This window comes from Maricaulis salignorans (genome assembly GCF_900103475.1).
Lineage (GTDB): Bacteria > Pseudomonadota > Alphaproteobacteria > Caulobacterales > Maricaulaceae > Maricaulis > Maricaulis salignorans.
This window is the reverse complement of sequence record NZ_FNHG01000006.1, coordinates 101937-126948: the sequence shown is the minus strand read 5'-3', so window position 1 is coordinate 126948 and position 25012 is coordinate 101937. Positions and strand designations below refer to the sequence as shown.

The 25012-nt window shown below is 64.0% G+C and carries 22 protein-coding genes; 9 read left to right on the top strand and 13 right to left on the bottom strand.

Going from position 1 to position 25012, the window contains the following annotated elements:
* Positions 1-109: 109 nt before the first annotated feature.
* On the top strand, positions 110-2392 hold the full coding sequence (locus BLT42_RS07160; protein WP_091769068.1) for an NADP-dependent malic enzyme: 2283 nt from the start codon (positions 110-112) through the stop codon (positions 2390-2392).
* Positions 2393-2812: 420 nt separating this feature from the next.
* Here the strand turns inward: BLT42_RS07160 and BLT42_RS07155 are convergent, their stop codons facing one another.
* From BLT42_RS07155 to rsmI, 7 genes are all read right to left on the bottom strand, one after another.
* Positions 2813-4147 carry an AmpG family muropeptide MFS transporter gene (locus BLT42_RS07155; protein WP_091769019.1) on the bottom strand — a complete coding sequence of 445 codons (1335 nt, stop codon included), beginning with the start codon at positions 4145-4147 and terminating at the stop codon, positions 2813-2815.
* Between the two features lie 14 nt (positions 4148-4161).
* A complete protein-coding gene (locus BLT42_RS07150; protein ID WP_091769016.1) occupies positions 4162-6072 on the bottom strand; it encodes a PAS domain-containing hybrid sensor histidine kinase/response regulator in 1911 nt (636 codons plus the stop codon).
* A 207-nt stretch (positions 6073-6279) separates the two neighbouring features.
* A complete protein-coding gene (locus tag BLT42_RS07145; protein ID WP_091769013.1) occupies positions 6280-7821 on the bottom strand; it encodes a YifB family Mg chelatase-like AAA ATPase in 1542 nt (513 codons plus the stop codon).
* 209 nt (positions 7822-8030) lie between these two features.
* Positions 8031-8972: a glutathione synthase gene (gshB, locus tag BLT42_RS07140; RefSeq protein WP_091769010.1), complete on the bottom strand. Its 942-nt coding sequence runs from the start codon at positions 8970-8972 to the stop codon at positions 8031-8033.
* Positions 8973-8974: 2 nt separating this feature from the next.
* Complete coding sequence (locus tag BLT42_RS07135; protein WP_091769007.1) at positions 8975-9658, bottom strand: BON domain-containing protein; 684 nt, start codon at positions 9656-9658, stop codon at positions 8975-8977.
* A gap of 96 nt (positions 9659-9754) precedes the next feature.
* A complete protein-coding gene (locus tag BLT42_RS07130) occupies positions 9755-10141 on the bottom strand; it encodes a YraN family protein (protein WP_091769004.1) in 387 nt (128 codons plus the stop codon).
* Complete coding sequence (rsmI, locus tag BLT42_RS07125) at positions 10138-11049, bottom strand: 16S rRNA (cytidine(1402)-2'-O)-methyltransferase (RefSeq protein ID WP_091769002.1); 912 nt, start codon at positions 11047-11049, stop codon at positions 10138-10140. Before rsmI ends, BLT42_RS07130 begins: the two co-directional genes overlap by 4 nt.
* On the opposite strand from rsmI, the gene BLT42_RS07120 reads away from it, so the two are divergent.
* Positions 11048-12388: a penicillin-binding protein activator gene (locus tag BLT42_RS07120; RefSeq protein WP_091768999.1), complete on the top strand. Its 1341-nt coding sequence runs from the start codon at positions 11048-11050 to the stop codon at positions 12386-12388. The genes rsmI and BLT42_RS07120 overlap by 2 nt on opposite strands.
* A 3-nt stretch (positions 12389-12391) precedes the next feature.
* Here BLT42_RS07120 and hemW read toward each other — a convergent pair whose 3' ends face one another.
* Together hemW and rdgB are read right to left on the bottom strand one after the other, a co-directional pair.
* Positions 12392-13549: a radical SAM family heme chaperone HemW gene (gene hemW, locus BLT42_RS07115; RefSeq protein ID WP_091768996.1), complete on the bottom strand. Its 1158-nt coding sequence runs from the start codon at positions 13547-13549 to the stop codon at positions 12392-12394.
* Positions 13546-14142 (bottom strand): RdgB/HAM1 family non-canonical purine NTP pyrophosphatase, encoded by a 597-nt coding sequence (rdgB, locus tag BLT42_RS07110; protein ID WP_091768993.1) that lies wholly within the window; start codon positions 14140-14142, stop codon positions 13546-13548. The genes hemW and rdgB overlap by 4 nt, the downstream gene beginning before the upstream one ends.
* Positions 14143-14513: 371 nt before the next feature.
* On the opposite strand from rdgB, the gene BLT42_RS07105 reads away from it, so the two are divergent.
* The gene (locus tag BLT42_RS07105; protein ID WP_091768991.1) at positions 14514-15068 is read left to right on the top strand and encodes a DUF2975 domain-containing protein; all 555 of its coding nucleotides are present in this window, start codon (positions 14514-14516) and stop codon (positions 15066-15068) included.
* A 14-nt stretch (positions 15069-15082) separates the two neighbouring features.
* Positions 15083-15319 carry a helix-turn-helix domain-containing protein gene (locus BLT42_RS07100; protein ID WP_091768988.1) on the top strand — a complete coding sequence of 79 codons (237 nt, stop codon included), beginning with the start codon at positions 15083-15085 and terminating at the stop codon, positions 15317-15319.
* Positions 15320-15491: 172 nt separating this feature from the next.
* On the opposite strand, the gene rph is transcribed toward BLT42_RS07100, so the two are convergent.
* Positions 15492-16208 (bottom strand): ribonuclease PH, encoded by a 717-nt coding sequence (gene rph, locus BLT42_RS07095; protein WP_091768985.1) that lies wholly within the window; start codon positions 16206-16208, stop codon positions 15492-15494.
* 153 nt (positions 16209-16361) lie between these two features.
* Between rph and hrcA the strand changes: the two genes are divergently transcribed.
* The 4 genes from hrcA to BLT42_RS07075 all read left to right on the top strand — a co-directional run bounded on the left by hrcA (position 16362) and on the right by BLT42_RS07075 (position 21127).
* Positions 16362-17432, top strand: coding sequence for a heat-inducible transcriptional repressor HrcA (hrcA, locus tag BLT42_RS07090; protein WP_091768983.1), 1071 nt, complete (start codon positions 16362-16364; stop codon positions 17430-17432).
* 12 nt (positions 17433-17444) lie between these two features.
* On the top strand, positions 17445-18089 hold the full coding sequence (gene grpE / locus BLT42_RS07085) for a nucleotide exchange factor GrpE (protein ID WP_091768980.1): 645 nt from the start codon (positions 17445-17447) through the stop codon (positions 18087-18089).
* Positions 18090-18195: 106 nt separating this feature from the next.
* Positions 18196-19494, top strand: coding sequence for a M48 family metallopeptidase (locus tag BLT42_RS07080; protein ID WP_091768977.1), 1299 nt, complete (start codon positions 18196-18198; stop codon positions 19492-19494).
* A 106-nt stretch (positions 19495-19600) separates the two neighbouring features.
* The gene (locus tag BLT42_RS07075; protein WP_233342371.1) at positions 19601-21127 is read left to right on the top strand and encodes an FMN-binding glutamate synthase family protein; all 1527 of its coding nucleotides are present in this window, start codon (positions 19601-19603) and stop codon (positions 21125-21127) included.
* A 69-nt stretch (positions 21128-21196) separates the two neighbouring features.
* On the opposite strand, the gene BLT42_RS07070 is transcribed toward BLT42_RS07075, so the two are convergent.
* The 3 genes from BLT42_RS07070 to BLT42_RS15215 form a co-directional block, all read right to left on the bottom strand.
* Positions 21197-21544: a glycine zipper domain-containing protein gene (locus BLT42_RS07070; RefSeq protein WP_091768974.1), complete on the bottom strand. Its 348-nt coding sequence runs from the start codon at positions 21542-21544 to the stop codon at positions 21197-21199.
* Positions 21545-21730: 186 nt separating this feature from the next.
* A complete protein-coding gene (locus BLT42_RS07065) occupies positions 21731-22369 on the bottom strand; it encodes an alpha-ketoglutarate-dependent dioxygenase AlkB (RefSeq protein WP_091768971.1) in 639 nt (212 codons plus the stop codon).
* 81 nt (positions 22370-22450) lie between these two features.
* Positions 22451-22621 carry a hypothetical protein gene (locus BLT42_RS15215; protein WP_233342370.1) on the bottom strand — a complete coding sequence of 57 codons (171 nt, stop codon included), beginning with the start codon at positions 22619-22621 and terminating at the stop codon, positions 22451-22453.
* Positions 22622-23063: 442 nt separating this feature from the next.
* Here BLT42_RS15215 and dnaK point away from each other — a divergent pair, with 442 nt between their 5' ends.
* Positions 23064-24971 (top strand): molecular chaperone DnaK, encoded by a 1908-nt coding sequence (gene dnaK, locus BLT42_RS07060; protein WP_091768968.1) that lies wholly within the window; start codon positions 23064-23066, stop codon positions 24969-24971.
* Positions 24972-25012: the final 41 nt, after the last annotated feature.

Genomic DNA, 25012 nt, shown 5'->3' with positions numbered 1-25012 from the left:
CGCATTCATCGAGGCGGTCCGTGACGAGGTTTCGTCTTGCGTGCAAGGGGGCGAAGCGGCTAGAGGCCTAGTTCTATGGGAAATTCCAGCGCGGGCAAGGATGGCAGTGATGAGCGACAGAATCAGCAAGGTTGATGACGAAGAAGCTCTGGCCTTCCACCGCGACCCGACCCCCGGCAAAATCGCCATGGCCGCCACCAAGCCGATGGCCACCCAGCGCGACCTCTCCCTCGCCTACAGCCCCGGCGTTGCCGCCCCGGTCAAGGCGATCGCGGCCGAGCCGGACAAGGTTTACGACTATACGTCCAAGGGCAATATGGTCGCCGTCATCTCCAACGGCACCGCGATTCTGGGCCTCGGCAATCTCGGCGCCATGGCCTCCAAGCCGGTGATGGAAGGCAAGGCCGTCCTGTTCAAACGCTTCGCCGATATCGACGCGATCGATATCGAGGTCGAGGAAGAAGACGGCGAGGCCTTCATCGAATGCGTGCGCCGTTTCGGCAATACATTCGGCGGCATCAATCTGGAAGACATCAAGGCGCCGGAAAGCTTCATCATCGAGCAGCGCCTGCGCGAATTGCTCGATATTCCCGTCTTCCATGATGACCAGCACGGCACCGCCATTATTTCCGCTGCCGGCATCATCAATGCCTGCGAGATCACCGGCCGCCGCATGGCCGAGCTGAAAGTCGTCGTCAATGGCGCCGGCGCGGCCGGAATTGCGGTGCTGGAATTGCTCAAGGCGATGGGCGTCGACGCCAAAAACGCCGTGCTGTGTGACAGCAAGGGCATTATCCATACCGACCGCGACGACCTCAATCAGTGGAAGGCCGCCCATGCGGTCGAAACCGACAAGCGCTCGCTGGCCGAAGCGCTCGACGGGGCTGATTGCGTGCTCGGCCTGTCCGTCGCCGGCGCCTTTACCGGCGAGATGATCAAATCGATGGCCGATAATCCGATCATTTTCGCGATGGCCAATCCGGACCCGGAAATCTCGCCGGAAGAGGTCGAGGCCGTGCGCTCCGATGCCATCATGGCGACGGGCCGGTCGGACTATCCCAACCAGGTCAATAATGTCCTCGGCTTCCCCTATATTTTCCGCGGCGCGCTGGATGTCCGCGCCCGCACGATCAATGAGGAAATGAAAATCGCCGCCGCCCATGCGCTCGCCGCGCTGGCCAAGGAAGACGTGCCCGACGAGGTCGCCGCCGCCTATCATGGCGCGCGTCCGAAATTCGGCCGCGGCTATATCATTCCCTCACCCTTCGATCCGCGCCTGATTTCCTATGTGCCGCCCTATGTCGCCCAGGCGGCGATGGATAGCGGTGTCGCGCGCAAGCCGATTGCCGACATGGCCGCCTATCGCCATTCGCTGGCCCGCCGTCTCGATCCGACCGCCGCCCTGCTGCAGCGTATCCAGGGCGCGGTGATGGGCCAGGGCCGCCGCATCGTCTTCGCCGAGGGCGAGGAACCGGCGGTGATCCGCGCCGCCTATGCCTTCCAGAGCCAGGAGCTCGGCAAGGCCATACTGGTCGGCCGCGAGGATATTACCCGCGCCAATATGCGTCTGGTCGGGGTTCCGGAAGATGCGATCACAATCGTCAATGCGCGCCTGTCGGAGCGCAATAGCGATTATGCCGAATTCCTCTACAAACGCCTGCAGCGGCAGGGTTATCTGCGCCGCGATGTGCAGCGCCTGGTCAATAATGACCGCAATGTCTTTTCCGCCTGCATGGTCAAGCTGGGCGATGCCGACGGCATCGTCACCGGCACGACCCGCAGCTATGACGCCGCCCTGCGCGATGTGAAACTGGTGCTCGATGCAGCGCCAGGCCAGCGCGTGATCGGCATGTCGGTGGCGCTGGCGAAGAACCGCACCCTCTTCATCGCCGACACCAATGTCACCGAATTCCCCGATAGCGACGCCCTCGCCGATATCGCCATCGAGGCCGCCGCGGCAGCGAAAGGTTTCGGCTTCACGCCGCGCGTGGCCTTCCTGTCCTATTCGACCTTCGGCAATCCGGCCGGCGAACGCTCGGAAAAACTCCAGGCCGCCGTCGACCAGCTCGATGGGCGCGGTGTCGATTTCGAATACGAGGGCGAGATGAATGTCGACGTCGCCCTCGACCCGTCACACCGCTTCCTCTACCCCTTCTCGCGCCTCTCCGGCCCGGCCAATGTGCTGGTCATGCCGGCGATCCACTCCGCCTCAATCGCCACCAAACTCCTGCGCGTCGGCGGCGGCGCCACCGTGATCGGTCCGATGCTGCTCGGCTTCGAACTCCCGGTCCAGATCGCACGGCTCGGCGCTTCGGTGAGCGAGATCACAACGCTGGCGGCGCTGGCGGCCTATGACCCGGAGAAGCATGAAGTTGGGGTGATGGGGGAGTAGGGGCGCGCCGCCCGGCGCCTTGCCCTTCGAGCTTCACTCTCTGGCGGTGAGCCAGACGAGCCACCCCTGCCGTAAACCCACCGTCATCCCACGGCGCGCGCGGCGCGTCCGGGGGACCTCAGCGGCAACGCTGGCCGTGAGTAACAGCAGAGCACGCCGACAGCCCGGTTCGCTGAGGTCCCCCGGACACTCAGCCGCGCTGGCGCGGCCGAGCACCGTGGGATGACGGTGGGGTGTTTGGTAAGGGTGTTTGTTGCGGACTGGCGGGGCTTATCCTGCACCAGACATACAAATCATCGTCATGTCGGCGCCCCAGCCGCCACCCGCTGGGCGTCTGGGTCCCTGATCTGCGCCCCGCTTTCGCGGGGCATCCGTCGGGGATGACAAGCCGTTGGAAATCAAGAGGGTTGAGAGACGCTCTTAAGCCGCCCCGGCCCCCGCATCATGCTTCACCAGGCCCTTCGCCGCCGGTGTGCCTTTGATCATGATGAACATCACCAGCGCGGCTGCCGGCAGGGCATAGCCCGCTGTCAGCAGGAAGAAATTCACATAGCCCAGCGCATCCGCGAGGACGCCGGAGAAGCCGGCGACGAATTTATTGATCAGGGCATAGAGCGATGAGAGCAGGGCGTATTGGGTGGCGGCGTTGATCGGGTCGGTCAGCGAGGAGAGATAGGCAATGAAGACGGTGCCGACGAAGCCTGCGGCGATATTGTCGCCGCTGATCACCAGGCCGAGCAGGCCGATACTGTCCGGCGTGCCGGTGGCCGCGAGCCAGGCATAGGCGCCATTGGTGGCGAATGTGATGAAGGCGCCGATGAACATCGCGCGCAACACACCGTATTTATAGGCAATCAGCCCACCGAGAAAACCGCCGGCAATGGTCGCGAACAGGCCCGGTCCGCTCTGGATGCCGCCGACAATGGCGCGATCAAAACCGATATCGGAATAGAGCGGGCTGGCCATCACACCCATGGTGAAATCGCTCAGGCGGTAAAAGGCGACCAGCAGGAAAACCGGCACAATCCAGACGCCCAGACGAGTGGCGAATTGCTTGAAGGGTTCGATGATCGCATCGGCGACACGCCGGCCAAAACCGCCAGCGGTCTGCAGCCGCACGGCATGGGCCGGCTCTTTCATCACCAGCACCAGAAGGCCACAAATCCCCATCGTCAGCCCCATGACGCAGAAGGAGACGGTCCAGTTGGTCCAGGAGGAGAGGGCCAGGCCGAAGCCGGAGAAGAAGATCGCGCCGCGATAGCCGAGCACATAGGCGGCGGCCATATTGGCCTGTTCCTCGCGCGGACCGGATTCAATGCGCCAGGCATCGATGGAAATGTCCAGAGTGGCGCCGGAATAGGAGAGGATGAAAGCCCCCGCCAGGGTCAGCCACAGGCCTTGCGACGGGTCGGAGAAGGCGATGATGATCAGGCCGATCATCGTGCCCAGTATCGCCACCATCATCCAGGAACGGCGCTTGCCCAGCGCAGTCGTCAGGAAAGGGATGGAGAGGCGGTCGACCATCGGCGCCCAAAGCGGTTTGAGCGTGTAGGAGATGGTGATCCAGTAGAAGAAGCCGATGGTGGAGCGTTCGATCCCGACATCGCGCAGCCAGTAGGACAGCTTGGAAAAGACCATCATCAGCGGCAGGCCGGAGGCGAATCCAAGGATCAGCATCGCCAGCATGATCGGGCGGCCATAGACCGAGATCGCTTGCCGCCAGGACTTCTTGCGTTCGATATCGGCCTGCGTCATCTGTCTGAAACTCCTCAGCCCATTGGCGTATTTTGCGCCATGCTGGCCTGCTTCCCGGTGTCGCACAAGCGCGCGAGTGTCCGCGCCAGGAGATCGGGATCGACCGGTTTGGACAGGAAGTCATTCATCCCGGCCTTGAGGCAGTTCTCGCGGTCGGCTTCGCTGCTATTGGCTGTCAGCGCGACCAGGGGCAGATCATGGCCGCTCATCCGCGCCATGCGCGCGACATCGGGGCCATTCATGCCCGGCATGCGTTGATCAAGCAGGGCGGCATCGAACCCGCCATCTTCCAGTGCGCGCAAGGCCGCCCGGCCGCTCTCGACCTGGGTGACATGAGCGCCGAGCCGTTCCAGCGTGCGGCGGGCGATCAGGGCGTTGACCGGGTCGTCCTCGGCGACCAGGATTCGCAGGCCGCCGAGGGCCAGCGGCGCGGCTTCGGCGCCCGGCCCGGGCGCCGGCTGGCGGGCCGGCGCAGAGCCAGTGACCTGTTCGACCAGGCTGGCCAGCCGGACCGGTTTGACGAGCCAGCCATCGACGCCCTCGGGCAGGTCTTCAATGGCATTATCCTTGCCGGCCGGCGTGACCAATTGCCAGACATGGCGGGCGCCGGCCTGGCTGACCTGGCTGACCCAGGCGGCATCAAGCAAGAGCTCGCGGCCCGAGGCCGCGGCCAGATTGTCCACGCAATCAATCGCGACGACCTCACCGCCGAGTTGACGCAATTGGTCGGCCAGCGTCTGGCGCAGAACGGCATTCGGGCTGGCAATCGCCAGTTCGCGGCCGGCCAGGCTTTCACCGAGCCCGCCGGCAAACACCGGCAGATCGAAAATCACCCAGAACTTGGCCCCGTCACCGAGCCGGCTTTCAACCCCCATCGAGGAATCCATCGCCTCGACCAGACGGCGGACCATGGCGAGGCCGAGGCCGGCACCGCCTTCAGCGCCGTCGCGCTCGGCAGCGCCGCGCTCGAATTGCTCAAACAGGGATTGCTGGTCATGTTCGGAAATCCCCGGCCCGGTATCGCTGACCGACAGGGAGAGCCGCATGCGGCCATCGCCGGTCGGGGCGCCGCCAATATCGATCCGGATCCCGCCCTGATGGGTGAATTTGACGGCATTGCCGATCAGGTTGAACAGGATCTGACGCAGCCGGGCCGGGTCGCCCTCGATCTGGGCCGGCGCCGAGTCTGACTGGACAATGCCGATCTCGAGGCCCTTCTCCTGGGCGCGGGGCGCGGCGAGCTCGGCTGTTTCGCGCACCAGTTCGGCGATATCGACCCGTTCCGGCCGCAAGGTGAGCTTGCCGGCCTCGAGCCGCGACAGGTCGAGAATATCATCGACCATGGCCAGCGCATGCTCGGCGGAACTGGCCAGGGTGCGCACATAATCGGCCTGGTCGGGACGCAGCGGCGTCGCCTCCAGCAGGCGCGCAATCCCCAGCGCGCCGGCCAGCGGCGTGCGCATTTCATGGGTGACGGCAGCGAAGAACAGGGATTTGGCGCGCTGCGAGGCTTCCAGATCGGCATGCGCCTCGCGCCGCGAACTGACATCGCGGCCAACCGAAATGACGCCGCGGCCATCCGGCAGGAGGCGCTCATCCCATTCGATCCAGAGCGGACCCTGGCGCGTGCGCATCAGCATTTCATAGCGGCGCGGATCATTTGTCGTGACTGGCGGCGCGACGGAGAACCAGCGCCCGACCCAGTCAGAGCGCACACCGCCAAAGGCCGCGATAAAGGCGGCATTGACGTGCACCACCCGGCCGCCACGCCCGCGCACCAGGATCAGCTCGCCGGCGACATCGAGCGCAGATATGAGAAATTCCGCCGCGCCCAGCTCGGTCGCAGTCGTAAATCGCTCCTGGTCCGTCCCCGGCATGGATGCTTCAGGGCCGGCCCGGCTGTCGGGCGGCGTTTCGCGTGTCATGACAGGGGGAAAGCTAGCGGTTTGAGGTTAACGATCTGTCGTCGCGGGATGGGCGGGTTGAGGCGAAAAAGCAGGGCGCTATGCCCGGCGCCCCACACTGTCGGGGCCAGGGCCTCGGGATTGATACGCCTCACACATCAGGCGTGCCGCGCCTGACGCCGCACCTGCGGTCAGGTCAGGCCCGGCCCGCTGCGGACACGCGCCGGCTCACACCAGACCGCTGGTGCGCTGACCTGCCGGCGCTGGCCCCGCCGCGGGCACCAGTCCCCGGCGGCAGGAGAGGGCTTCGGCGATATGGATCCGGCGCACAGCCTCGCTGCCGTCGAGATCGGCGATGGTGCGCGCGACGCGCAGGACGCGGTGATAGCTGCGGGCGGTAAGGCTGTGTTGCCGGGCGGCCTGGTTGAGCAGGGCTTCGCCGGCACGGTCCGGGGCTGCCGCGTGGTCCAGTATGTCGGGCGGCAGATGCGCGTTGAGACAGCCGCGTTCGGCCTGGACGTCACGCGCTGCAGCGACCCGGGCCGCGGCCTCCCGCGTGCCCTCGGCCGGGGCGGGCAGGGCCAGATCGGCGGGTGTGACGGCCGGAACCTGGATCTGCAGATCGATCCGGTCGAGCATCGGACCTGAAATACGCGCCTGGTAGTCACTGGCACAGCGCGGACCGCGGCGGCAGGCCGAGCCATCCTGCCCCCCGCCGCCACAACGGCAGGGATTCATCGCCGCAACGAGCTGAAACCGCGCCGGATAGGAAATATGCGCATTGGCCCGCGCCACAGTGATACGGCCGGCCTCGAGCGGCTGGCGCAGGCTGTCGAGCACTTGCGGGTGGAATTCGGGCAATTCATCGAGGAAGAGAACGCCATGATGGGCCAGTGACGCCTCACCCGGCCTGGCCCGCGCGCCGCCGCCGACCATGGCCGCCATCGAGGCGGAGTGATGCGGTGAGCGAAACGGCCTGTCGCGCCGCAGACAGCCGCGCTCCAGCAGACCGGCCACCGAGTGAATCATCGAGACATCGAGCAATTCGGCCGCCGAAAGCGGTGGCAGCAGGCCGGGCAGACGCTCGGCCATCATGGATTTGCCGGACCCTGGAGGCCCGACCATCAGGAGATTATGATGCCCGGCCGCGGCGATCTCGAGCGCCCGCTTGGCGCTTTCCTGTCCCTTGACCTGGTTGAGGTCTGCGGTATCGGCGCTCTCGACCAGTTCGCCCGGAGCCGGGCGCGAGAGAACCTGTGTGCCTTTGAAATGATTGATCAGCTGGATCAGGCTGGCCGGGGCAATAATCGGCAATTCCCCCCCCGCCCAGGCCGCTTCGGCGCCGCAGGCCTCGGGGCAGATCAGCGACAGACCGGCGGCCTGAGCTGCGACGGCGGCCGGCAGCGCGCCCGGTGCCGGAGCAATCGAAGCGTCCACGCCGAGCTCTCCAAAAGCGAGGTTTTCCTCCACCGCGTCACGCGGCACGACACCCAGCTCGGCCAGCACGCTGAGCGCGATCGGCAGATCGAAATGCGAGCCCTCCTTGGGCCGGTCGGCCGGAGCGAGATTGACGATCAGACGCTGCGACGGCATCGACAGACCCAGCGCTGCAAAGGCCGCGCGCACCCGTTCGCGGCTTTCGGTGACCGCCTTGTCACCGAGCCCGACAATGGAAAAGATCGGCTGCGAGCCACCGGCGACCTGCACCTGCACGTCAACCAGACGCGCCTCCGCGCCTTCAAATGCGACCGATGTCGTGCGAGCGGCCATAGGCCCAAACCTCTCCGCGTCGTGCCGGTCCGGGCTCAATCAAGGGCGAAAGTCGGGATGGCGTTCCGCTTTCAAGCCGACCCCCGCAGATGGGCATTGCGCTAACCAGTTACGGGTATTGAGTTTTCCACAGGCATGAGAACAAACCACGTCCAAAGCAGGAACGCAGAATGAAACCATGACGCCCACAAGTCAAGCGTGTGTCGGGACTATGACGCCAGTTTTCGCGCCACCGCATCCCAGAACAGGGCGCAGCTATCAATGCCGGAGAAGCGTTTGAGCTCCTGCACCCCGGTTGGCGAGGTGACATTGATTTCGGTCAGACGGCCGCCAATCACATCAATCCCGACCAGCACCAGGCCGCGCTCCTTCAGCATCGGCCCGATCGCGGCGCAGATGCGCAGATCATCGGCATCAAGCGTCGAGGCCTCGGCCTTGCCGCCAACATGCATGTTGGAACGGGTCTCGCCCTTCTGCGGCACGCGATTGATCGCGCCCACGGCCTCGCCGTCGATCAGCAGGACGCGCTTGTCGCCCTTTTCGACGGCCGGCAGGAAAGCCTGGGTGACGACCGGCTCGCGATTGCTCTCGAAGAACATCTCCAGCAGGGCCTTGAAATTGCCGTCGCCGGGCTTGAGCCGGAATACGCCGGCCCCGCCATTGCCGTAGAGCGGCTTGATGATGATGTCCCTGTATTTGTCGCGGAAGGCTTCAATGGCTTTTGCATCGCGGCTGATCAGGGTCGGCGGCACCAGGCCCGGGAAAAGCAGCGGCACGATCTTTTCCGGGCTGGAACGCACCCAGGCCGGGTCATTGAGCACGAGCGTGCGGCCCTCGAGCATTTCGAGAATATGCGCCGCGGTCTGATAGGCCATGTCGAAGGGCGGATCCTGACGCATCAGGATGACATCAATGTCTTCGGCGAGATCGAGCACGACCTCATCGCCCAGCGTCGCATGATCACCGCGGACATGGCGCACCGTGACCGGCCGGGCCCGCGCCGTGATGCGGCCTTCGCACCAGGACAGGTGTTCAGGCTGGTAGACCCAGAGCGAGGCACCGCGCGCCTGCGCTTCTTCCATCAGGGCAAAGGAGGTATCACCGTCAATATTGACGTCCTGGATCGGGTCCATCTGGACCGCTACGCGCATATTCACTGTGGATCTCCCGGGGCACCAAGCAATTGTGGTGTGGAATTGGGGGGATTGCCCTCAGAATCAAGGCCCGGCATGGATTCGCCGGCACAGGCCTCGGCCCGTCTTTCGCCGCGCGAGGGCAGCTCGCTCGGCACGCCGGCTATGCGGACATAGCTGACAACCTCGACCACACCGCCGACCAGGGCCGCATGGGCACTGACCCGTTCAAGCTCACCGCGCGAGCGCGCCACGCCGAGCAGATACACCGTTCCGGCATAGGTCTCGACGTTGAAATTGACGCTCCGGACATTACGGTCGGACAGAAGATGCCCGCGCACGCGCTGGGTGATCCAGGCATCGCGGCTGCGATCGCGCAGCCCGCTGGAGGCGCCGACCTCGATCTCATTGGCGACCGTGCGCACCGCCACGGATGACCAGGCGAGGCATTCCGCCATCATGCGGTCGTCCTCGCGCGGCACGCTCCCGGTCAGCAGGGCGATACCCTCGGTCACTTCGACATCAACGCCGTTGAGCGCAAAACCCTCACTGCGCAGCATCGCCGATTTGATCGACAGGGAGGCATTGGTGTCGTCAAGCTCGCGTCCGATCGAGCGCTCGGGCTGAATAGCCGAGCAGGCCGAAAGGCTTGCGAGCACACAGAGTAGAGGAAGAAGGAGGCTGGCTTTGGTTCTGGCCGTCATCCGGCAGGCTCCTGTCGGTCTGGAAGGCGGATCGGTCGATCCGCGGGATAATTCGCGGCTGGCATGGCCATCGAGTGCGCCAAGCTAGGCTGTTTCCTAGAGAAGATCGAGAGCCTCGCGAGTTTCGGGAATCCAGGCCGCCCGGCGATGCTGCGGCCAGCGGCCGGCGGCGACCAGAAACAGATCATAGCGCATGTGCAGATGTTCAAAGCCGCGATGCCGGGCCCGCCAGATCGAGGCGGCGCGGATAATGCGGCGGCGCTGGCGTTCACCGAAGGATTCCAGCGCCGCGGTCAGGGTGCGCCGTGCCTTGACCTCGATGAAGACCAGATAATCGCCACGGGTTGCGACCAGATCGATCTCGCCAGCCGCCGTACGGGCGCGATGGTCGAGCAGGCGATAGCCCTTGCAGCTCAGCCAGAGCATGGCCAGCCGTTCGGCCCAGCGGCCGCGGGATTCGGCAGCCCGGCGCGGCGCCGTCACGCCTTATCTCCCGGCCCGCCATCCCCCTTGAGCAACAGGGCGCGGGCATAGACATCGCGCTTGCTCCAGCCGGAAACATCGGCGATGCGGGCGGCGGCATCCTTGATGCGCATTTCGGCCATGACCTGCCCCAGCGCCGCATCAATGCGCGCCTCATCCCAGTGATCCTCGGGGCCGGGACCGACCACGATCACCATTTCTCCGCGCGGCGAACCGGCCTCTTCGTAGTGGGCGGCCAGCTCCTCGAGCGTGCCGCGGCGCACTTCCTCATGGAATTTGGTCAGCTCACGGCAGACCGCCGCCTGGCGCGTACCCAGCACTTTCGCCATGCTCGCCAGCGAGGCCCCTAGTCGCGAGGCGCCCTCATAGACCACCAGCGAACCGCGAATTTCCCGGAAGGGTTTCAGCCAGGCCTCGCGCGCCGCCGTCTTGGGCGGCGGAAAACCGGCAAAGGTGAAGCAGTCGGTGGGCAGACCGGCGACGCACAGCGCGCTCAGCACGGCAGAGGCTCCGGGAATCGCCGTCACCATCAAGCCGGCCTCGATCACCGCATGGGCGAGCTTATAGCCCGGATCGGACACGAGCGGCGTGCCGGCATCGGAGACCAGGGCGATGATTTCCCCGGCAGCGATCGCCTCAAGCACGCGCGGCCGGACCTTGTCACCATTATGGTCGTGATAGGGCTGTAGCCTGGCCTCGATGCCATAGGCATCGAGCAGGCGGCGGGTGACCCGGGTATCCTCGGCTAGCACGCGATCAGCACCCGCCAGCACATCGAGGCAACGCAAGGTCACGTCGCGCAGATTGCCAATCGGGGTCGCGACCAGATAAAGGCCGGGCGCTAGCGCTTGCCCGCCGCGTGCAGGGCGGATAGCTTCGGGCTGAAATTCCTTGGGTGATTGAGTCATGACATCAGATGTAGCACTGCGCGTGTTTGGCGCCGCAGACAGAATGACACAAAAAGGCGGCGTGCGCCTGTTCGCGATCATCGCGGCACTGACACTCAGTGCCTGCGGAACGACAGCGACCACACCGCCGCCACCGGTCGTCGTCGAATTGCCGCCGCAGATCACGACACCGGTCGAGCCGGTGGAAGAGCCCGTGATCGACGAGGCCGTCGGCCTGGTGCCGCCGCACATGGCCGGCCGCGACACGGCACGCATTGCCATTCTCCTGCCCTTCTCGAGCGATAACGCCGGCGCCCGCGCTGAGTCGCTGCGCCTGCTTCGGGCTGCCGAACTGGCCCTGTTTGAACGCGCCGGCAGCAATCTCCTGCTCATTCCAAAGGACACGCAAGGCACCGCCGAAGGCGCCCGCGCCGCAGCCATGGCCGCCTTTGAAGACGGCGCAGACATGATTATCGGCCCGCTCTTCGGCCAGTCCGTGACCGTGGTCGGCCAGGTCGCCCGGCGTGCCAACATCCCCGTCATTGCCTTTTCCACCGACACTGCAACTGCGGGAAATGGCGTTTACCTGCTCAGCTTCCCGCCGGAGCTCGAAGTCGCGCGCGTCGTCGAATATGCGTCGCGCCAGGGCGTTCAGCGCTATGCCTATCTCGGCCCGCAAAGCCGCTACGGCATGGCCGTCAACACGGCGCTGCGCACCAATGCCGAACTGACCGGCGCGCAACTGACCTCCGAGGCCTTCTACACCGGCGATGTCGAAGCTATGGCGAGCGCCTCGTCGCGGCTGGCGCGCGGTGTGTTCGAACCCATCACCCCGGAAGAGGCGCTGGTCTTGCGCCAGTCTGAATGGGTGCCGCATGCCAATGCGCCCTTCCAGGCCGTGATGCTGCCGGAAGGCAGTACGCGTCTGCGCACGCTGGGCCCGCTGCTGATTTCCCAGGCCGTCGACCCGCTGGTCGTCCGCTTCCTGGGCACCGGACTGTGGAATGATGAGGATTTGCTGCGCGAGCCGGCCCTGCATGGCGGCTGGTTTGCCGGCCCCGACCGGGCGTCGCATGAGCGGTTCGAGCAATCCTATGAGGCCGCCTATGGCAGCCGCGCCTCGAATATTGCCAGCCTCGGCTATGATGCTCTCGCCCTGGCGGCGCATCTTGAAGGCGGCGAGCTCGGCTTCAGCCGTGAGGCGATCGAGGATCCCGAAGGCTTTCTCGGTATCGACGGGCTGTTCCGCTTCTCATCGTCCGGCGTGATTGAACGCGGACTGGCGATTTATGAAGTCCAGTCGCGCGGCTTCCGGGAAATTGAGCCGGCTCCGCTCACCTTCGACCCGCTGGCCTATTAGGCATCAGGACAGGTCCGGTACCAGTTCACCGGAAATCCGGTCGGCGAAGATAAGGCCGGCCGGAAGCAATCGAATGCGTCCGCCGGACTGCTCGACCAGGCCTTGAGCGCTGAGCCGTTCAAAGGCTGCCGCGTCGATGCCCAGTCCGGTCTTGCGCTGCAGGACGTCGAGATCAAGACCGTCTGCCAGACGCATGCCCATCAGGATACGCTCGGCGCGCTCATCGGCGGCGCTGAGCGTTTCGGCCTCCCCCACACCACAGCCCGTGGCGGCGATCGCGTCGAGATAGGCTTTGGGCTGTGCCCGGGCCTCGCAGGCCTGACGCCCGGTCTCGCCGGACGAGCCGATGCGGCCATGGGCACCCGGTCCGACACCAATCCAGTCGCCACCTTCCCAGTACAGGCGATTATGATGCGACTGGTCGGCGGGCGTGCGGGCATGGTTGGAAATTTCATAGGCGGCCAGCCCATGGGCCTCACAGATCTCATGCGTCAGCTCATAGAGGTCGGCGGCCAGCTCCTCGGGGCTGTCGAGCTGCTCGCCGCGCGCCGCGCGGCGGCCAAAGGCGGTGCGAGCCTCGATCGTCAGCTGATAGGGCGATATATGGCCGGCGCCGAACGCCAGGATCTCGCGCAACTCGGCTTCCCAGGATTTCGCTGACTGGCCGGCGCGGGCATAGATCATGTCGATCGAGACGCGATCACACACCGCCATCGCCCGCTCGATCGCACGCCGCGCCAGCGGACCGTCATGATCCCGGCCGAGCTGTTTGAGCGCGACATCGTCGAGGCTCTGGACCCCGATTGACAGCCGGTTGACCCCGGCCGCGATGAAATCGCCGAAATGGTCGACATCCTTCGGATTGGCCTCAAGCCCGATCTCGGCCCCCGGGGCCAGCCCCCACAGGGTTTCGGCATGGGCGATCAGGCGTTCAATCTGCGCTCCTGTCATCAGGGAGGGCGTGCCGCCGCCGAAATGCAGGCTCGCGAGCGGCCGCGCGCCGCTGCGGGCCCGCCAATGGCTCATATCGGCAAGTATCGCCTCGAGCAGCGCGTCTTCCTGGCCTTTCGGACGGTAGACATTGAAATCGCAATAGGGGCAGATCCGGGCGCAATAGGGCCAATGGACATAGAGGCCGAGCGCATCGGCGAGCGGGTTCATTGTTCGAATTCCGCTGCCAGCAAGGCCGCCAGGGCGCGGCCCCGATGGCTCAGCGCCCGTTTCTCGACAGCGCTCATTTCCGCAAATGTCCGGTCATGGCCGTGCGGCTGGAAGATCGCGTCATAACCAAAACCCGCCTCGCCGCGCGGCGGCCAGACTATCTCGCCCACCACCTCGCCGCGATAATGCACCAGCGTCCCGTCCGGGCGGCACAGCGCCACGACGCAGACGAAGCGCGCGGTACGATCCGCGGCAGCGCTGGCGAGCAACGCCTCATGGACCCGGGCCATGGCCCGGTCGAAATCGCGCGCCTCGCCGGCCCAGCGGGCCGAATATATCCCGGGCTCGCCGCCGAGCGCATCAACCGACAGACCGGAATCATCGGACAGACAGGTCAAACCGGTGGCCTGCCAGGCCGCCTTCGCCTTCAGCGCCGCATTACCCTCGAATGTCGACTCGGTTTCTTCCGGTTCATCCAGCGCCAGTTCCGCAGCCCCTTTCAGGGTGACACCACGGGCATGAAGCATCGCCTGCAACTCTTTGATTTTTCCGGGGTTATGGCTCGCCAATACCCAGGTGTCCTGTTCATTCATGGCCTGTTTCCTACCGATAATTTATCGGCTTTCGAGAAATTAATATCGAAAAACGATATTTTTCGCTTGCGTCTCTTTCGGTTCGCGTTTATCGATAATCAACAAGGACGGGAGACATCGTCCTCGCAGCAGAAATGACAACGGTAATGGTTTCGATTCAACACAAAGGAAACAGTCAGATGGTCAGGTCCGAGAATTCCGGCTTCCGTATGTTCGCATCAATCGCGATCAATATGGTGCTGCTGATTTCAGTCGCCGCCGGTACGTTCTACGCTATTGCGCCGATGGTCGCGTAATGGTTGACATCAGGTGAGGCTGGCGGCGGGTCATTCCGCCGCCGGCCCACCCAATGAATTTGGGAAGGGCTGGGCATGAAAACGCTGGGACGCGGATCGATTACGTCGGTTCTCAGAATGATACTGGGCGGTGCCTGGTATCTGGGATGGGCCTTGCTGGCCTTTGCCTCACTGGTTCTGGTTGCCGCAGGCGCCGCCTTCCTGATGGATGTTCTCGGCTATTCGCCGGGCCCCGCATCGCAGGTGTTTGACGCCGTGCAGCGGCTCGGCTGGGTCTATCCTTTCCTGATCGCAGAGATCGTGGCTGCCATGGTTGTCGTCGACCGCCTGCGCCGGGTCTTTGCCACACTGATCGCCGGCGACCCCTTCGTGCCGGAAAATGCGCGCCATCTCCAGGTGATCGCGATCGCCATCGCCGCCTATCAGGTGTTGCGCCATCTCACCCAGGGCGCCGTCGCCATGATCCTCACCCTGATGGACATGGAAGAGCCGGTCATCGGCGGAGCGGAGCTTGGCGTGATGCCGAATATCAGCCTGGGCGCCTGGTTCGCTGTGGTAACCCTGCTGGTGTTTGCGGAAGTGTTCCGCGAAGGTGCGAAAATGCGCCAAGAACAAAAATTGACGATCTAGGGGGAGCGCCAGATATGCCTATTCGCGTCACCCTCGATCGGATGCTGCTGGAGCGTCGCATGTCGCTCACCGAGCTGTGCGACCGCGTCGGAATCACCATGGCCAATCTGTCCATCCTCAAGACGGGCAAGGCCAAGGCCGTCCGCTTCTCGACCCTGGAAGCGCTGTGCCGCGAACTGGGGTGTCAGCCGGGCGACCTCCTGTCATTCGATGATGATGACGAGGAAGACAGCCGCGACGCCCCACGATAGGCGCGTCAACGGCAAGGAAATTCGTTCACCGGATCGGTGAGCGGATCAGACGGCGGGAGTGGGCCTGCACGGCACGCCCCTTCCCAAGAGAGTCCGAGCGGGCCATTTTCTGCCCCCCAGCGCGCTCCCGCCGTCTGCCTATGCTCTGACCAACCAACCCAAATCCCTAGATTCAGGCGCGAAGGGCAGCAAGCTGTGCTTCACCCAAAGTCGCCACGCCGGCGCGGGCCAGCGCGAACAATTCCTCGAATGCCTTTTCAGGGATCGGCCGGTCTTCCGCCGTCGCCTGGATTTCGACAATACCGCCATTGGGCGACAAGACAAAATTGGCATCGGCTTCGGCGCGGCGATCTTCCTCATATTCGAGGTCGAGGCGGGATTCGCCGTCGATGACACCGCAGGAGATTGCGGCCAGCTGGCCATAGACCGGATCGGCTTTGAGCAGCCCCTCTTCCATCAGATAGGCCGTCGCCTGCTTCAGGGCGACCCAGGCGCCGGTGATCGCCGCGGTGCGGGTACCGCCATCGGCCTGCAGCACATCACAATCGACCGTGATCTGGCGCTCGCCAAGGGCTTTGAGATCAACGACAGCGCGCAGGGAGCGGCCGATCAGGCGCTGGATTTCCTGGGTGCGGCCCGATTGCTTGCCGGCGGCAGCTTCGCGGCGCGAGCGCGTATGCGTGGCGCGTGGCAGCATGCCATATTCGGCGGTCACCCAACCCTTGCCACCACCGCGCAGCCAGGGCGGAAGATTGTCCTCGACACTGGCAGTGCACAACACGTGCGTGCCGCCAAAACGGGCCAGGCAGCTACCCTCGGCATAGAGCGAGACGCCCGGCTCAAGGGTGATTTCGCGCATCGCATCAGGGGCGCGTCCAAAAGGTCTCATAGGTGTCTCCATCGGGTGTTCGACTGCCGCTCTAGCTCTCATCCCGCCGCGCATCAAGCATTCACACCGGCGATGATGCCGGCATGCGCCCGCGGAGCATGACAATTGAACAGGGTAATTGAACCTTGGCGCGGTCGGGCCTAATTGAAGGACATGTCCGACACGACACCCAAGACCGGCCTGGCCGCGCTCGATGAGCGGATGCGCGATATTTTCCGCGAGATTGTCGAGAATTATCTGCAATCGGGCGGCCCGGTCGGCTCGCGCACCCTGGCCCAGGCGGGGAAACTTTCGCTGTCGCCGGCCTCAATCCGCAATACCATGGCCGACCTCGCCCAGATGGGCCTGCTTTCCGCCCCCCATGCCAGCGCCGGCCGCATGCCGACCCATGCCGGCTTGCGCCTGTTCGTCGATGGACTGCTTCAGGTCGGCGAGCTCAATGCTTCAGAGCGCGGCGCCATCGAAGGCCGGGTTGCCACCACCGGCCGCACCGTCCCGGATCTGCTCAACGAAGTCTCCGCCGTACTGGGCGGACTGTCGGGCGGGGCCGGCCTTGTCGTCACGCCCAAGCGCGACGCGCCGCTGCGCCATGTCGAATTCGTGCCGATTTCGCGCCATGAAGTCCTCGCCGTGCTGGTCTTCTCGGACGGCTCGATCGAGAACCGTCTGATGACCGCGCCCGAAGGCCTGCCGCCGGCAACGCTGGTGGAAGCGGGCAATTTCCTCTCTTCGCGCCTGACCGGGCGCAGCCTGGAACAGGCCCGGCTCGATATCGAACGCGAAATCGCGGAAAACCGCTCCCAGCTCGACAGTGCCGCCCAAGGTCTGGTCAAGCAGGGTCTGGCCGATTGGGGCGGCGGCGGCGAACATCGCTCGCTGATCGTGCGCGGCCAGGGCCGCCTGCTGGAAAACCTCGAAGCCGCCGATGATCTTGAACGCATCCGCATGCTGTTCGACGATCTCGAGCGCAAACAGGAATTGATCGCCTTGCTGGACAGGACCCGGGACGGCCAGGGCGTGCGCCTTTTCATCGGCGCGGAAAACCCGCTCTTCAGCCTGTCGGGTTCAAGTGTGATCGTGGCTCCCTATATGAACAGGGATCAGGAGATTGTCGGCGCGCTGGGTGTAATTGGCCCAACCCGTTTGAACTATGCGCGTGTTATCCCCCTGGTTGATTATACAGCCCGCGTCGTCGGCAAGATTTTGGACGGCGCCAGACCTTGAGAGTGAAGAAGCATGACTGACACGACCGACGGCACGCCTCAGGACACCGAGAACGAGGACATCATGACCGACGACGCGATCGAGAACGAAGACAATAACGCCGCCGAGGACATTCCCGCCGGACGCGATGACATCATTTTCAAGCTGAATGCCGAGCTGGAAGCCACGCGTGACCGCCTGCTGCGCTCTGTCGCCGATGCCGACAACACCCGCAAGCGGGCCGAGAAGGAAGTCCGCGATGCGCGCGATTATTCCGTCTCCAAATTTGCCGAAGACATGCTCGACATTTCCGACAGCCTGTCGCGCGCGGTGGCAGCGGTTGATGAAGACACCATCGCCAATGCCTCGGAGCCGATGAAGAACCTGATCGAGGGCGTGGCGATGACTGAACGCTCCATGCTGGCCAAGATGGAACGCCATGGCGTTCGCAAGGTCGACCCTCAGCCGGGCGATGTTTTCGATCCGCACCTGCACCAGGCCGTGGCGCAAATCCCGTCCGATCAGCCAGCCGGCTCGATCGCAGCGGCCATGCAAACCGGCTTCACCATTGGCGGACGCACCTTGCGCGCCGCGATGGTCGCCGTGTCCGCTGGCCAGCCCGCCGGTGATACCCCGCAAGGCGGCGAGCCTGGCGGACATATCGATATGAAAGCCTGATCCAGCGCCTCACATCGCCTTCTTGCTTGCCTATTGGGTGATGACACCGTTCTAATCGCCGCCAAAGCACCGCCCTGTTCCGGTGCGGGAATGCGGGGATACGATCATGATCATCACCCATTTCGCCAGCCTGGCAGTCCAGGCAGCGCCGGCCTTCGATCCGGAAACGGCGACCCAGGCCTATCTTGCGACCCTCGATGGCGCGGCCCGCGCCCGCTCTGACGCCTATTTCGAGGGCGGCTACTGGCTGATCCTGGCCAATTTCGTGATCGGCCTGATCGTTGCGGGAATCCTGCTGCAAACCAGTTTCGCCAAAACCCTGCGTGACAAGCTGCGCGCCGCCGTGAAGTTCAACTGGGCGACAACACTGGTCTTCGCCGCTGTCTATTCCCTGATCACCTCGATCCTGACCTTCCCGATGACGCTGTATGAAGGCTTTTACCGCGAGCACGCCTTCAACCTGTCGACCATGAGCCTGCCGGACTGGCTGGGCGAATGGGCGATCAATCTCGGGGTTTCGACCCTGATGTTCGCGGTCTTCTTTACCATCCTCTACGCGGTCATCCGGATCGCCAGGGCGAGCTGGTGGATGTGGGGTACGGCGCTGTCCGTGCTCTTCCTCGGCTTCATGCTGTTTCTGTCGCCGATCTATATCGACCCGCTGTTCAATGATTATCAGCCGATGGAGGCGGGCGAGCTGCGCGATGATATTCTCGCGGTCGCCCATGCCAATGGCATCCCCGCCGATGATGTCTATGTGTTCGATGTCTCGCGCCAGTCCAACCGGATCACCGCCAATGTCTCCGGCCTGTTTGACACAACCCGCATCGCCCTGTCCGACACGCTGGTCGAGAATACGGATCGTGATGAAGTCATGGCCGTGATGGCGCATGAGATGGGCCATTATGTGCTCAACCATATCTGGGAAATGTTCGCGATGTTCACCCTGTTGCTGGCGATCGGCTTTGCCGTCACCAACGGGCTGTTCGGCTGGGCCAATCGCGTTCTGGGCCAGCGCTGGGGCATTGCCGATATTGGCGATGTTGCGGGTCTTCCCCTGCTGATCGCCTGCCTGTCGGTCTTTTTCTTCGTCGCGACCCCGGTCTTCAACACCATTATCCGCACCGATGAAGCCGAAGCCGATATTTTCGGCCTCAATGCCGCGCGCGAGCCCGATGGCTTTGCGACCACGGCCCTGCGCCTCTCCTCCTATCGCAAGATCGAACCGGGCCCGTTGGAGGAATGGTTCATGTTCGACCACCCGTCCGGCCGGGCGCGCGTCTTCATGGCGATGCAATGGAAGGCCGGTCAGCTGGAAATGGGCGCCGCCGACCAGACGCCGGATCTGCGCGTCGACCGCGCCGAAGCGATTGCGGCCGAGCTCGAGGCGGCCAACGCGGAATAGCTCGCTTCACGCCGGATCACGAAGGCCGGAGCGGGCGCTATAGACGCTCGCCTCGCGCGGCGGGCTGGGTCATCATGGCGGCGGTTCTGAATCGGGAGAATACGGCATGATGGGGCTTCCTGACTGGGCAGTGCAGGCGATGTCGGTCCTGACCCAGGCTTTCGTCCTAGCACTGGGTGTGCTGGCGCTGATCGCGCTGGTCTTCTTTGTCATCGACCGCACCCAGACCAGCGATGCCATCCGCCGTAATTACCCTGTGGTCGGGCGTTTTCGCGGTCTGTTCACGACCCTGGGCGAGTTTTTTCGCCAGTATTTCTTTGCCATGGACCGCGAGGAATTGCCCTTTAACCGCGCCGAGCGCGAATGGGTCTATCGCTCGGCCCGCGGCGAGGGCGGCACTGTGCCCTTCGGCTCAACCAAGCCGCTCACCCCGGTAGGCACGGCGATCTTCGCCAATAGCGCCTTTCCGCCACTCGACGACCATGCCGCCGATACCCAGGCGCTGCGGATCGGGCCGACGGCGCGCGAACCCTATGACGCGCCCTCCTTCTTCAATATTTCCGGCATGAGCTATGGCGCCCTGTCCAAGCCGGCCGTGCGCGCCCTGTCACGCGGTGCGGGCAAGGCCGGGATCTGGATGAATACCGGCGAGGGCGGCCTCACCGAAATGCATCTCGACGGCGGCTGCGACATCGTTTTTCAGATCGGCACCGCCAAATACGGTGTGCGCGACGCGCTTGGCGGATTTTCAGAGGAAAAGCTGCGTGAAGTCGCCGCCATTCCGCAGGTGAAGATGTTCGAGCTCAAGCTCAGCCAGGGCGCCAAGCCGGGCAAGGGCGGGATCCTGCCAGCTGAGAAGGTCACGGCCGAGATCGCGGCGATCCGCGGCATTCCTGCCGGTCAGGCCTCGATCTCTCCCAATCGCCATCCCGAAGTCGCCAATACCGAAGACCTGCTCGACATGATCGCCCATCTGCGCGAGGTCACCGGCAAGCCGGTCGGGTTCAAGGCCTGTATCGGCGCCTATGGCTGGCTCGAGGAATTATGCTTGGAGATCAGGAAGCGCGGCGTCGACAGCGCGCCGGACTTCTTCACCATCGACAGCGGCGATGGTGGCACCGGTGCCGCGCCGATGGCCCTGATGGACAATGTCGGCTTGCCGATCCGCGAAAGCCTGCCGATCGCCGTCACCATACTGGAGCGGCACGGGCTGCGTGGCCGGATACGCATTATCGCCTCGGGCAAGCTGCTGACCCCTGGCTCGGTCGCCTGGGCGCTCGCCTCCGGTGCGGACTTCATCCAGTGCGGCCGCGGCTTCATGTTCTCATTGGGCTGTATCCAGGCGATGAAATGCCACAAGAATACCTGTCCGACCGGCGTTACCACTCATGACAAGCGCCTGCAGCGCGGTCTCGTCGTGGCGGAGAAATCCGAAAAAGTTGCCCACTACGCCAATACGGTGCGCGAGCATGTCGAGATCATCGCCCATTCCTGCGGCGTCGCCGAGCCGCGCCTGTTGCGGCGCAAGCATGTCCGGCTGGTCCAGGCCAATGGCCGCTCGATACCCATGACGGCCATCGACTACATGCCGCCGGACGAATCCGGTCCGGCGGACCTGCCGGCACAAGACTGATTGCGGACAAGAAAAAGCCCGCGCCACCATAGCCGGTGGGGCGGGCCTTTTCATGTCATGTGGCCGCGTCTAGCAGCCGCGCAGCTGGCCATTGCGCCAGTAGGAACAACCATCACGGCTGTTGAGATAATACTGGCCGCCCGTGCGCTGGTCGGTATAGAGGCGCGAATGGTCCTGGTTGGACTGGTTCCACTGACAGCCACCCTCGCTGCGGCAGCCGGCATAACCGCCCGCAGCCGCACCGACGGCACCGCCGATGATCGCGCCGGTCTGGGCGTCGCCCGAACCGGTATTATTGCCAATGATGGCGCCGGCAACGGCACCGATGGCACCGCCTGTAGCAGCCCCGCGCGTGGTTGCGCCGCAAGCGGCAAGGCCGAGTGTCGCCAAACCAACAATGAGAACTTTTCTGAACATGATATCTTGCCTCCCTGAGCAGCCGGGGCGCGATACCGCGCCACATCCGGTCGCTATGATGAACTCAAGCCCATGGCCCCGGCGAACAGGCCGCCGGATCCGAGCAATTGCATCATGAGACCAAGGGCGTGGCTAAATAAGGGCATAAATTGACGCGGGCGCAAAAAAAGTTGCCGAGAATGCCAACTAGGGCAAATTCACCCGCCTCAGCGTCAGATTGATCCGCCCGCCACCGGGGAACGCCGCCGGCGGCAACAAGGTCGACGTGCCCGGATAAATTCGGTCAACGCCGTGATAACAGCGCCGCGCTGCGCCGCCGAGCACCACCACATCACCTGATGACACCACAATCGAACCGGTCTTGCCGCCGCGCTGCGGACCACCGATGCGAAAACGGGCCTTGTCCCCCAGCGAGACCGAGAGCACGGCGGCATCGGTCGCCGCTTCATCCCAGTCGATATGCATACCCATGCGGCTATCGGGCGCATACCAATTCACCAGGCAGGCCTCCGGCGCGGCCGGGTAGTCGGCGAAATCCTGCCACAGCTGGAGCAGGGCCAACGGCATTTGCGGCCAGGCCTGCCCCGTCTGCGGGTGATGCGACTCATAGCGATAGCCTTTCGCCTTGTCGGTAACCCATCCAAGCGGTCCGAAATTCGTCATCATGACCGAAAGCGGCTGACCGGTGCGTGGCATGGCAGGACGCCAGAAGGGCGCTGTTCGGGTCGCCGCGATCACGGCCTCGATCAGCGCGGCCTGGGCCGGCCGGTCGAAATGGCCGGGCAGATAGCGAAAGCCGTCGGGAAGCGAGAAGGGCGCGGTCATGGGCCTGAAACTGCCGCAGTCCGCAGCGCCGGGCCACCCGGAATGTGCGCGAGGCCTATGATCGGCAGCGCAAACAGCTGGTCAGGAGCGGCCGCGCATCTCCGGATCGGGGCCGGGTTCGCCATCGGTCCCGGGCGATACGGGCGGGCTCGCTGCCGTCTCGGGAACCAAGACATGGCCCAGCTCGTCAGTCACCGGTTCGGCAGGCTGGCGCGCAGGGGCCGCCGCATCGGCTTGCCGATCGGTACGCACGCGTTGTGGGCGAGGATTGGAATCCTGTCCCGGTTCCGGGCTCGCGTCCGACGCGGGCTGGCTAGTGCTTTCCGGAAGCGGCCTCTCCTGTGCGACGGCAATTCCTGCGGACGACAGAAGTACCGCAACCAGGCTCACAGCGGTTTTGATCATGACAGTCTCCCGTTTTCATCGCTTTGCCGTTTGCCTGCTCAGGATAGCACGGAATCAGCGAAAGCCTGCGCTGAAGCTGAACCCGCACTTGCGCTTGGCGTGATCGCTCCCTAAATCGCCTACCAAGAGCGGGGGTATTCCCGCTGAACACGAACCACGTCCGGTGGCGGCTCCATTGGACACTCAACGACGATCCCGAAGGGGGCAGTCAACCCGGGTAGTGGATGCTTGGTCTCAAGGTCCCTGTCCGCGTGGCGGTCCCGCTGTGAGAAAAACGGAGAATATATCTATGAGCAAGGTCATCGGCATTGATCTCGGAACCACCAACTCCTGCGTATCCGTCATGGATGGCGGCACCGCAAAGGTGATTGAAAATTCCGAAGGCGCCCGTACCACGCCGTCCGTTGTCGCGTTTTCCGCTGACGGCGAACGCTTGATTGGCCAGCCGGCACGCCGCCAGGCTGTCACCAACCCCGACTTTACCTTCTTTGCCATCAAGCGCCTCATCGGCCGCACAATGGACGACCCGACGGTCAAGAAGGACATCGACATGGTGCCCTACAAGATTGTCCCGTCGGACAATAACGCCGCCTGGGTGCAGGGCCGCGACAAGAAATATTCGCCTTCGGAGATCTCCGCCTTCATCCTGCAGAAGATGAAAGAGACCGCCGAAGCCCATCTGGGTGAGAAGGTCGACCAGGCCGTGATCACCGTGCCGGCCTATTTCGACGATGCCCAGCGCCAGGCGACCAAGGATGCGGGCAAGATTGCCGGCCTTGAAGTCCTGCGCATCATCAATGAGCCGACCGCTGCGGCGCTCGCCTATGGCCTCGACAAGAATGAAGGCAAGACGATTGCCGTGTTCGACCTCGGCGGCGGTACGTTTGACGTCTCCGTGCTGGAAATCGGCGATGGCGTGTTTGAAGTGAAAGCGACCAACGGGGACACATTCCTCGGCGGTGAAGACTTCGACATGCGTATTGTCAGCTATCTCGCCGACGAGTTCAAAAAAGAACATGCGATCGACCTGCGCAAGGACAAGCTGGCCCTCCAGCGTCTGAAGGAAGAAGCTGAAAAGGCGAAGAAGGAACTTTCTTCGGCGACCAGCTATGAAGTCAATCTTCCCTTCATCACCGCTGACGCCTCAGGTCCGAAACACCTGAATATCAAGCTCTCCCGCGCCAAGCTGGAAGCCCTGGTCGAAGACCTCGTCAAACGCACCCTCGAGCCCTGCAAGAAGGCGCTCAAGGATGCTGGCCTGACCGCAGCCGATATCGATGATGTCGTCCTGGTCGGCGGCATGACGCGTATGCCGAAAGTCCAGGAAGTCGTGAAAGGCTTCTTCGGCAAGGACCCGCACAAGGGTGTGAACCCGGACGAAGTTGTTGCCATGGGCGCCGCCATCCAGGCCGGCGTGCTGCAAGGCGATGTCAAAGACGTGCTCCTGCTCGACGTCACCCCGCTCTCGCTGGGTATCGAAACGCTCGGCGGTGTCTTCACGCGTCTGATCGAGCGTAATACGACGATCCCGACCAAGAAGTCGCAAGTCTTCTCGACCGCCGATGACAACCAGACCGCCGTCACCATCCGCGTCTCGCAGGGCGAGCGTGAAATGGCTGCCGACAACAAGCTGCTGGGTCAGTTCGACCTGGTTGGCCTGCCACCGGCACCGCGCGGCCTGCCGCAGATCGAGGTCACCTTCGACATCGACGCCAACGGTATCGTCAACGTCTCGGCCAAGGACAAGGCAACCGGCAAGGAGCAGCAGATCCGCATCCAGGCCTCCGGTGGTCTGTCCGACGCCGACATCGACCAGATGGTCAAGGACGCCGAGGCCAATGCCGAAAGCGACAAGGCCGCCCGTGCCCTGGTCGAAGCCAAGAATGGCGCCGAGGCCATGGTGCACCAGACCGAGAAACAGCTCGAGGAGTTCGGCGACAAGGTCCCGACCGCCGACAAGGAAGCCATCGAAGCGGCCCTTGGCGAGCTGAAGGAAGTCAAGGATGGCGAGGATCTCGAAGCCATCCAGCAGAAGACCCAGGCCCTCGTCCAGGCTTCGATGAAGCTGGGTGAGGCCATCTATGCCGCCCAGCAGAGCGAAGGCGGCACTGAAGGCGCAACCGAAGAGACAGCCGATGACGATGTTGTCGACGCTGAATTCTCAGAGGTTGACGACGACGCCAAGAAAGACGCCTAAGAAACGGTATCCGGGCCGGCGCCGCATTGGTGGTGCCGGCC

What these genes read in the sequence shown, in the direction of transcription:
- BLT42_RS07160 (WP_091769068.1), top strand. Translation starts at nt 110, where the DNA reads ATGAGCGACAGAATCAGCAAGGTTGATGACGAAGAAGCTCTGGCCTTC.
- BLT42_RS07155 (WP_091769019.1), bottom strand. Translation starts at nt 4,147, where the DNA reads ATGACGCAGGCCGATATCGAACGCAAGAAGTCCTGGCGGCAAGCGATC.
- BLT42_RS07150 (WP_091769016.1), bottom strand. Translation starts at nt 6,072, where the DNA reads ATGACACGCGAAACGCCGCCCGACAGCCGGGCCGGCCCTGAAGCATCC.
- BLT42_RS07145 (WP_091769013.1), bottom strand. Translation starts at nt 7,821, where the DNA reads ATGGCCGCTCGCACGACATCGGTCGCATTTGAAGGCGCGGAGGCGCGT.
- gshB (WP_091769010.1), bottom strand. Translation starts at nt 8,972, where the DNA reads ATGCGCGTAGCGGTCCAGATGGACCCGATCCAGGACGTCAATATTGAC.
- BLT42_RS07135 (WP_091769007.1), bottom strand. Translation starts at nt 9,658, where the DNA reads ATGACGGCCAGAACCAAAGCCAGCCTCCTTCTTCCTCTACTCTGTGTG.
- BLT42_RS07120 (WP_091768999.1), top strand. Translation starts at nt 11,048, where the DNA reads ATGACATCAGATGTAGCACTGCGCGTGTTTGGCGCCGCAGACAGAATG.
- rsmI (WP_091769002.1), bottom strand. Translation starts at nt 11,049, where the DNA reads ATGACTCAATCACCCAAGGAATTTCAGCCCGAAGCTATCCGCCCTGCA.
- hemW (WP_091768996.1), bottom strand. Translation starts at nt 13,549, where the DNA reads ATGAACCCGCTCGCCGATGCGCTCGGCCTCTATGTCCATTGGCCCTAT.
- rdgB (WP_091768993.1), bottom strand. Translation starts at nt 14,142, where the DNA reads ATGAATGAACAGGACACCTGGGTATTGGCGAGCCATAACCCCGGAAAA.
- BLT42_RS07105 (WP_091768991.1), top strand. Translation starts at nt 14,514, where the DNA reads ATGAAAACGCTGGGACGCGGATCGATTACGTCGGTTCTCAGAATGATA.
- BLT42_RS07100 (WP_091768988.1), top strand. Translation starts at nt 15,083, where the DNA reads ATGCCTATTCGCGTCACCCTCGATCGGATGCTGCTGGAGCGTCGCATG.
- rph (WP_091768985.1), bottom strand. Translation starts at nt 16,208, where the DNA reads ATGAGACCTTTTGGACGCGCCCCTGATGCGATGCGCGAAATCACCCTT.
- hrcA (WP_091768983.1), top strand. Translation starts at nt 16,362, where the DNA reads ATGTCCGACACGACACCCAAGACCGGCCTGGCCGCGCTCGATGAGCGG.
- grpE (WP_091768980.1), top strand. Translation starts at nt 17,445, where the DNA reads ATGACTGACACGACCGACGGCACGCCTCAGGACACCGAGAACGAGGAC.
- BLT42_RS07080 (WP_091768977.1), top strand. Translation starts at nt 18,196, where the DNA reads ATGATCATCACCCATTTCGCCAGCCTGGCAGTCCAGGCAGCGCCGGCC.
- BLT42_RS07075 (WP_233342371.1), top strand. Translation starts at nt 19,601, where the DNA reads ATGATGGGGCTTCCTGACTGGGCAGTGCAGGCGATGTCGGTCCTGACC.
- BLT42_RS07070 (WP_091768974.1), bottom strand. Translation starts at nt 21,544, where the DNA reads ATGTTCAGAAAAGTTCTCATTGTTGGTTTGGCGACACTCGGCCTTGCC.
- BLT42_RS07065 (WP_091768971.1), bottom strand. Translation starts at nt 22,369, where the DNA reads ATGACCGCGCCCTTCTCGCTTCCCGACGGCTTTCGCTATCTGCCCGGC.
- dnaK (WP_091768968.1), top strand. Translation starts at nt 23,064, where the DNA reads ATGAGCAAGGTCATCGGCATTGATCTCGGAACCACCAACTCCTGCGTA.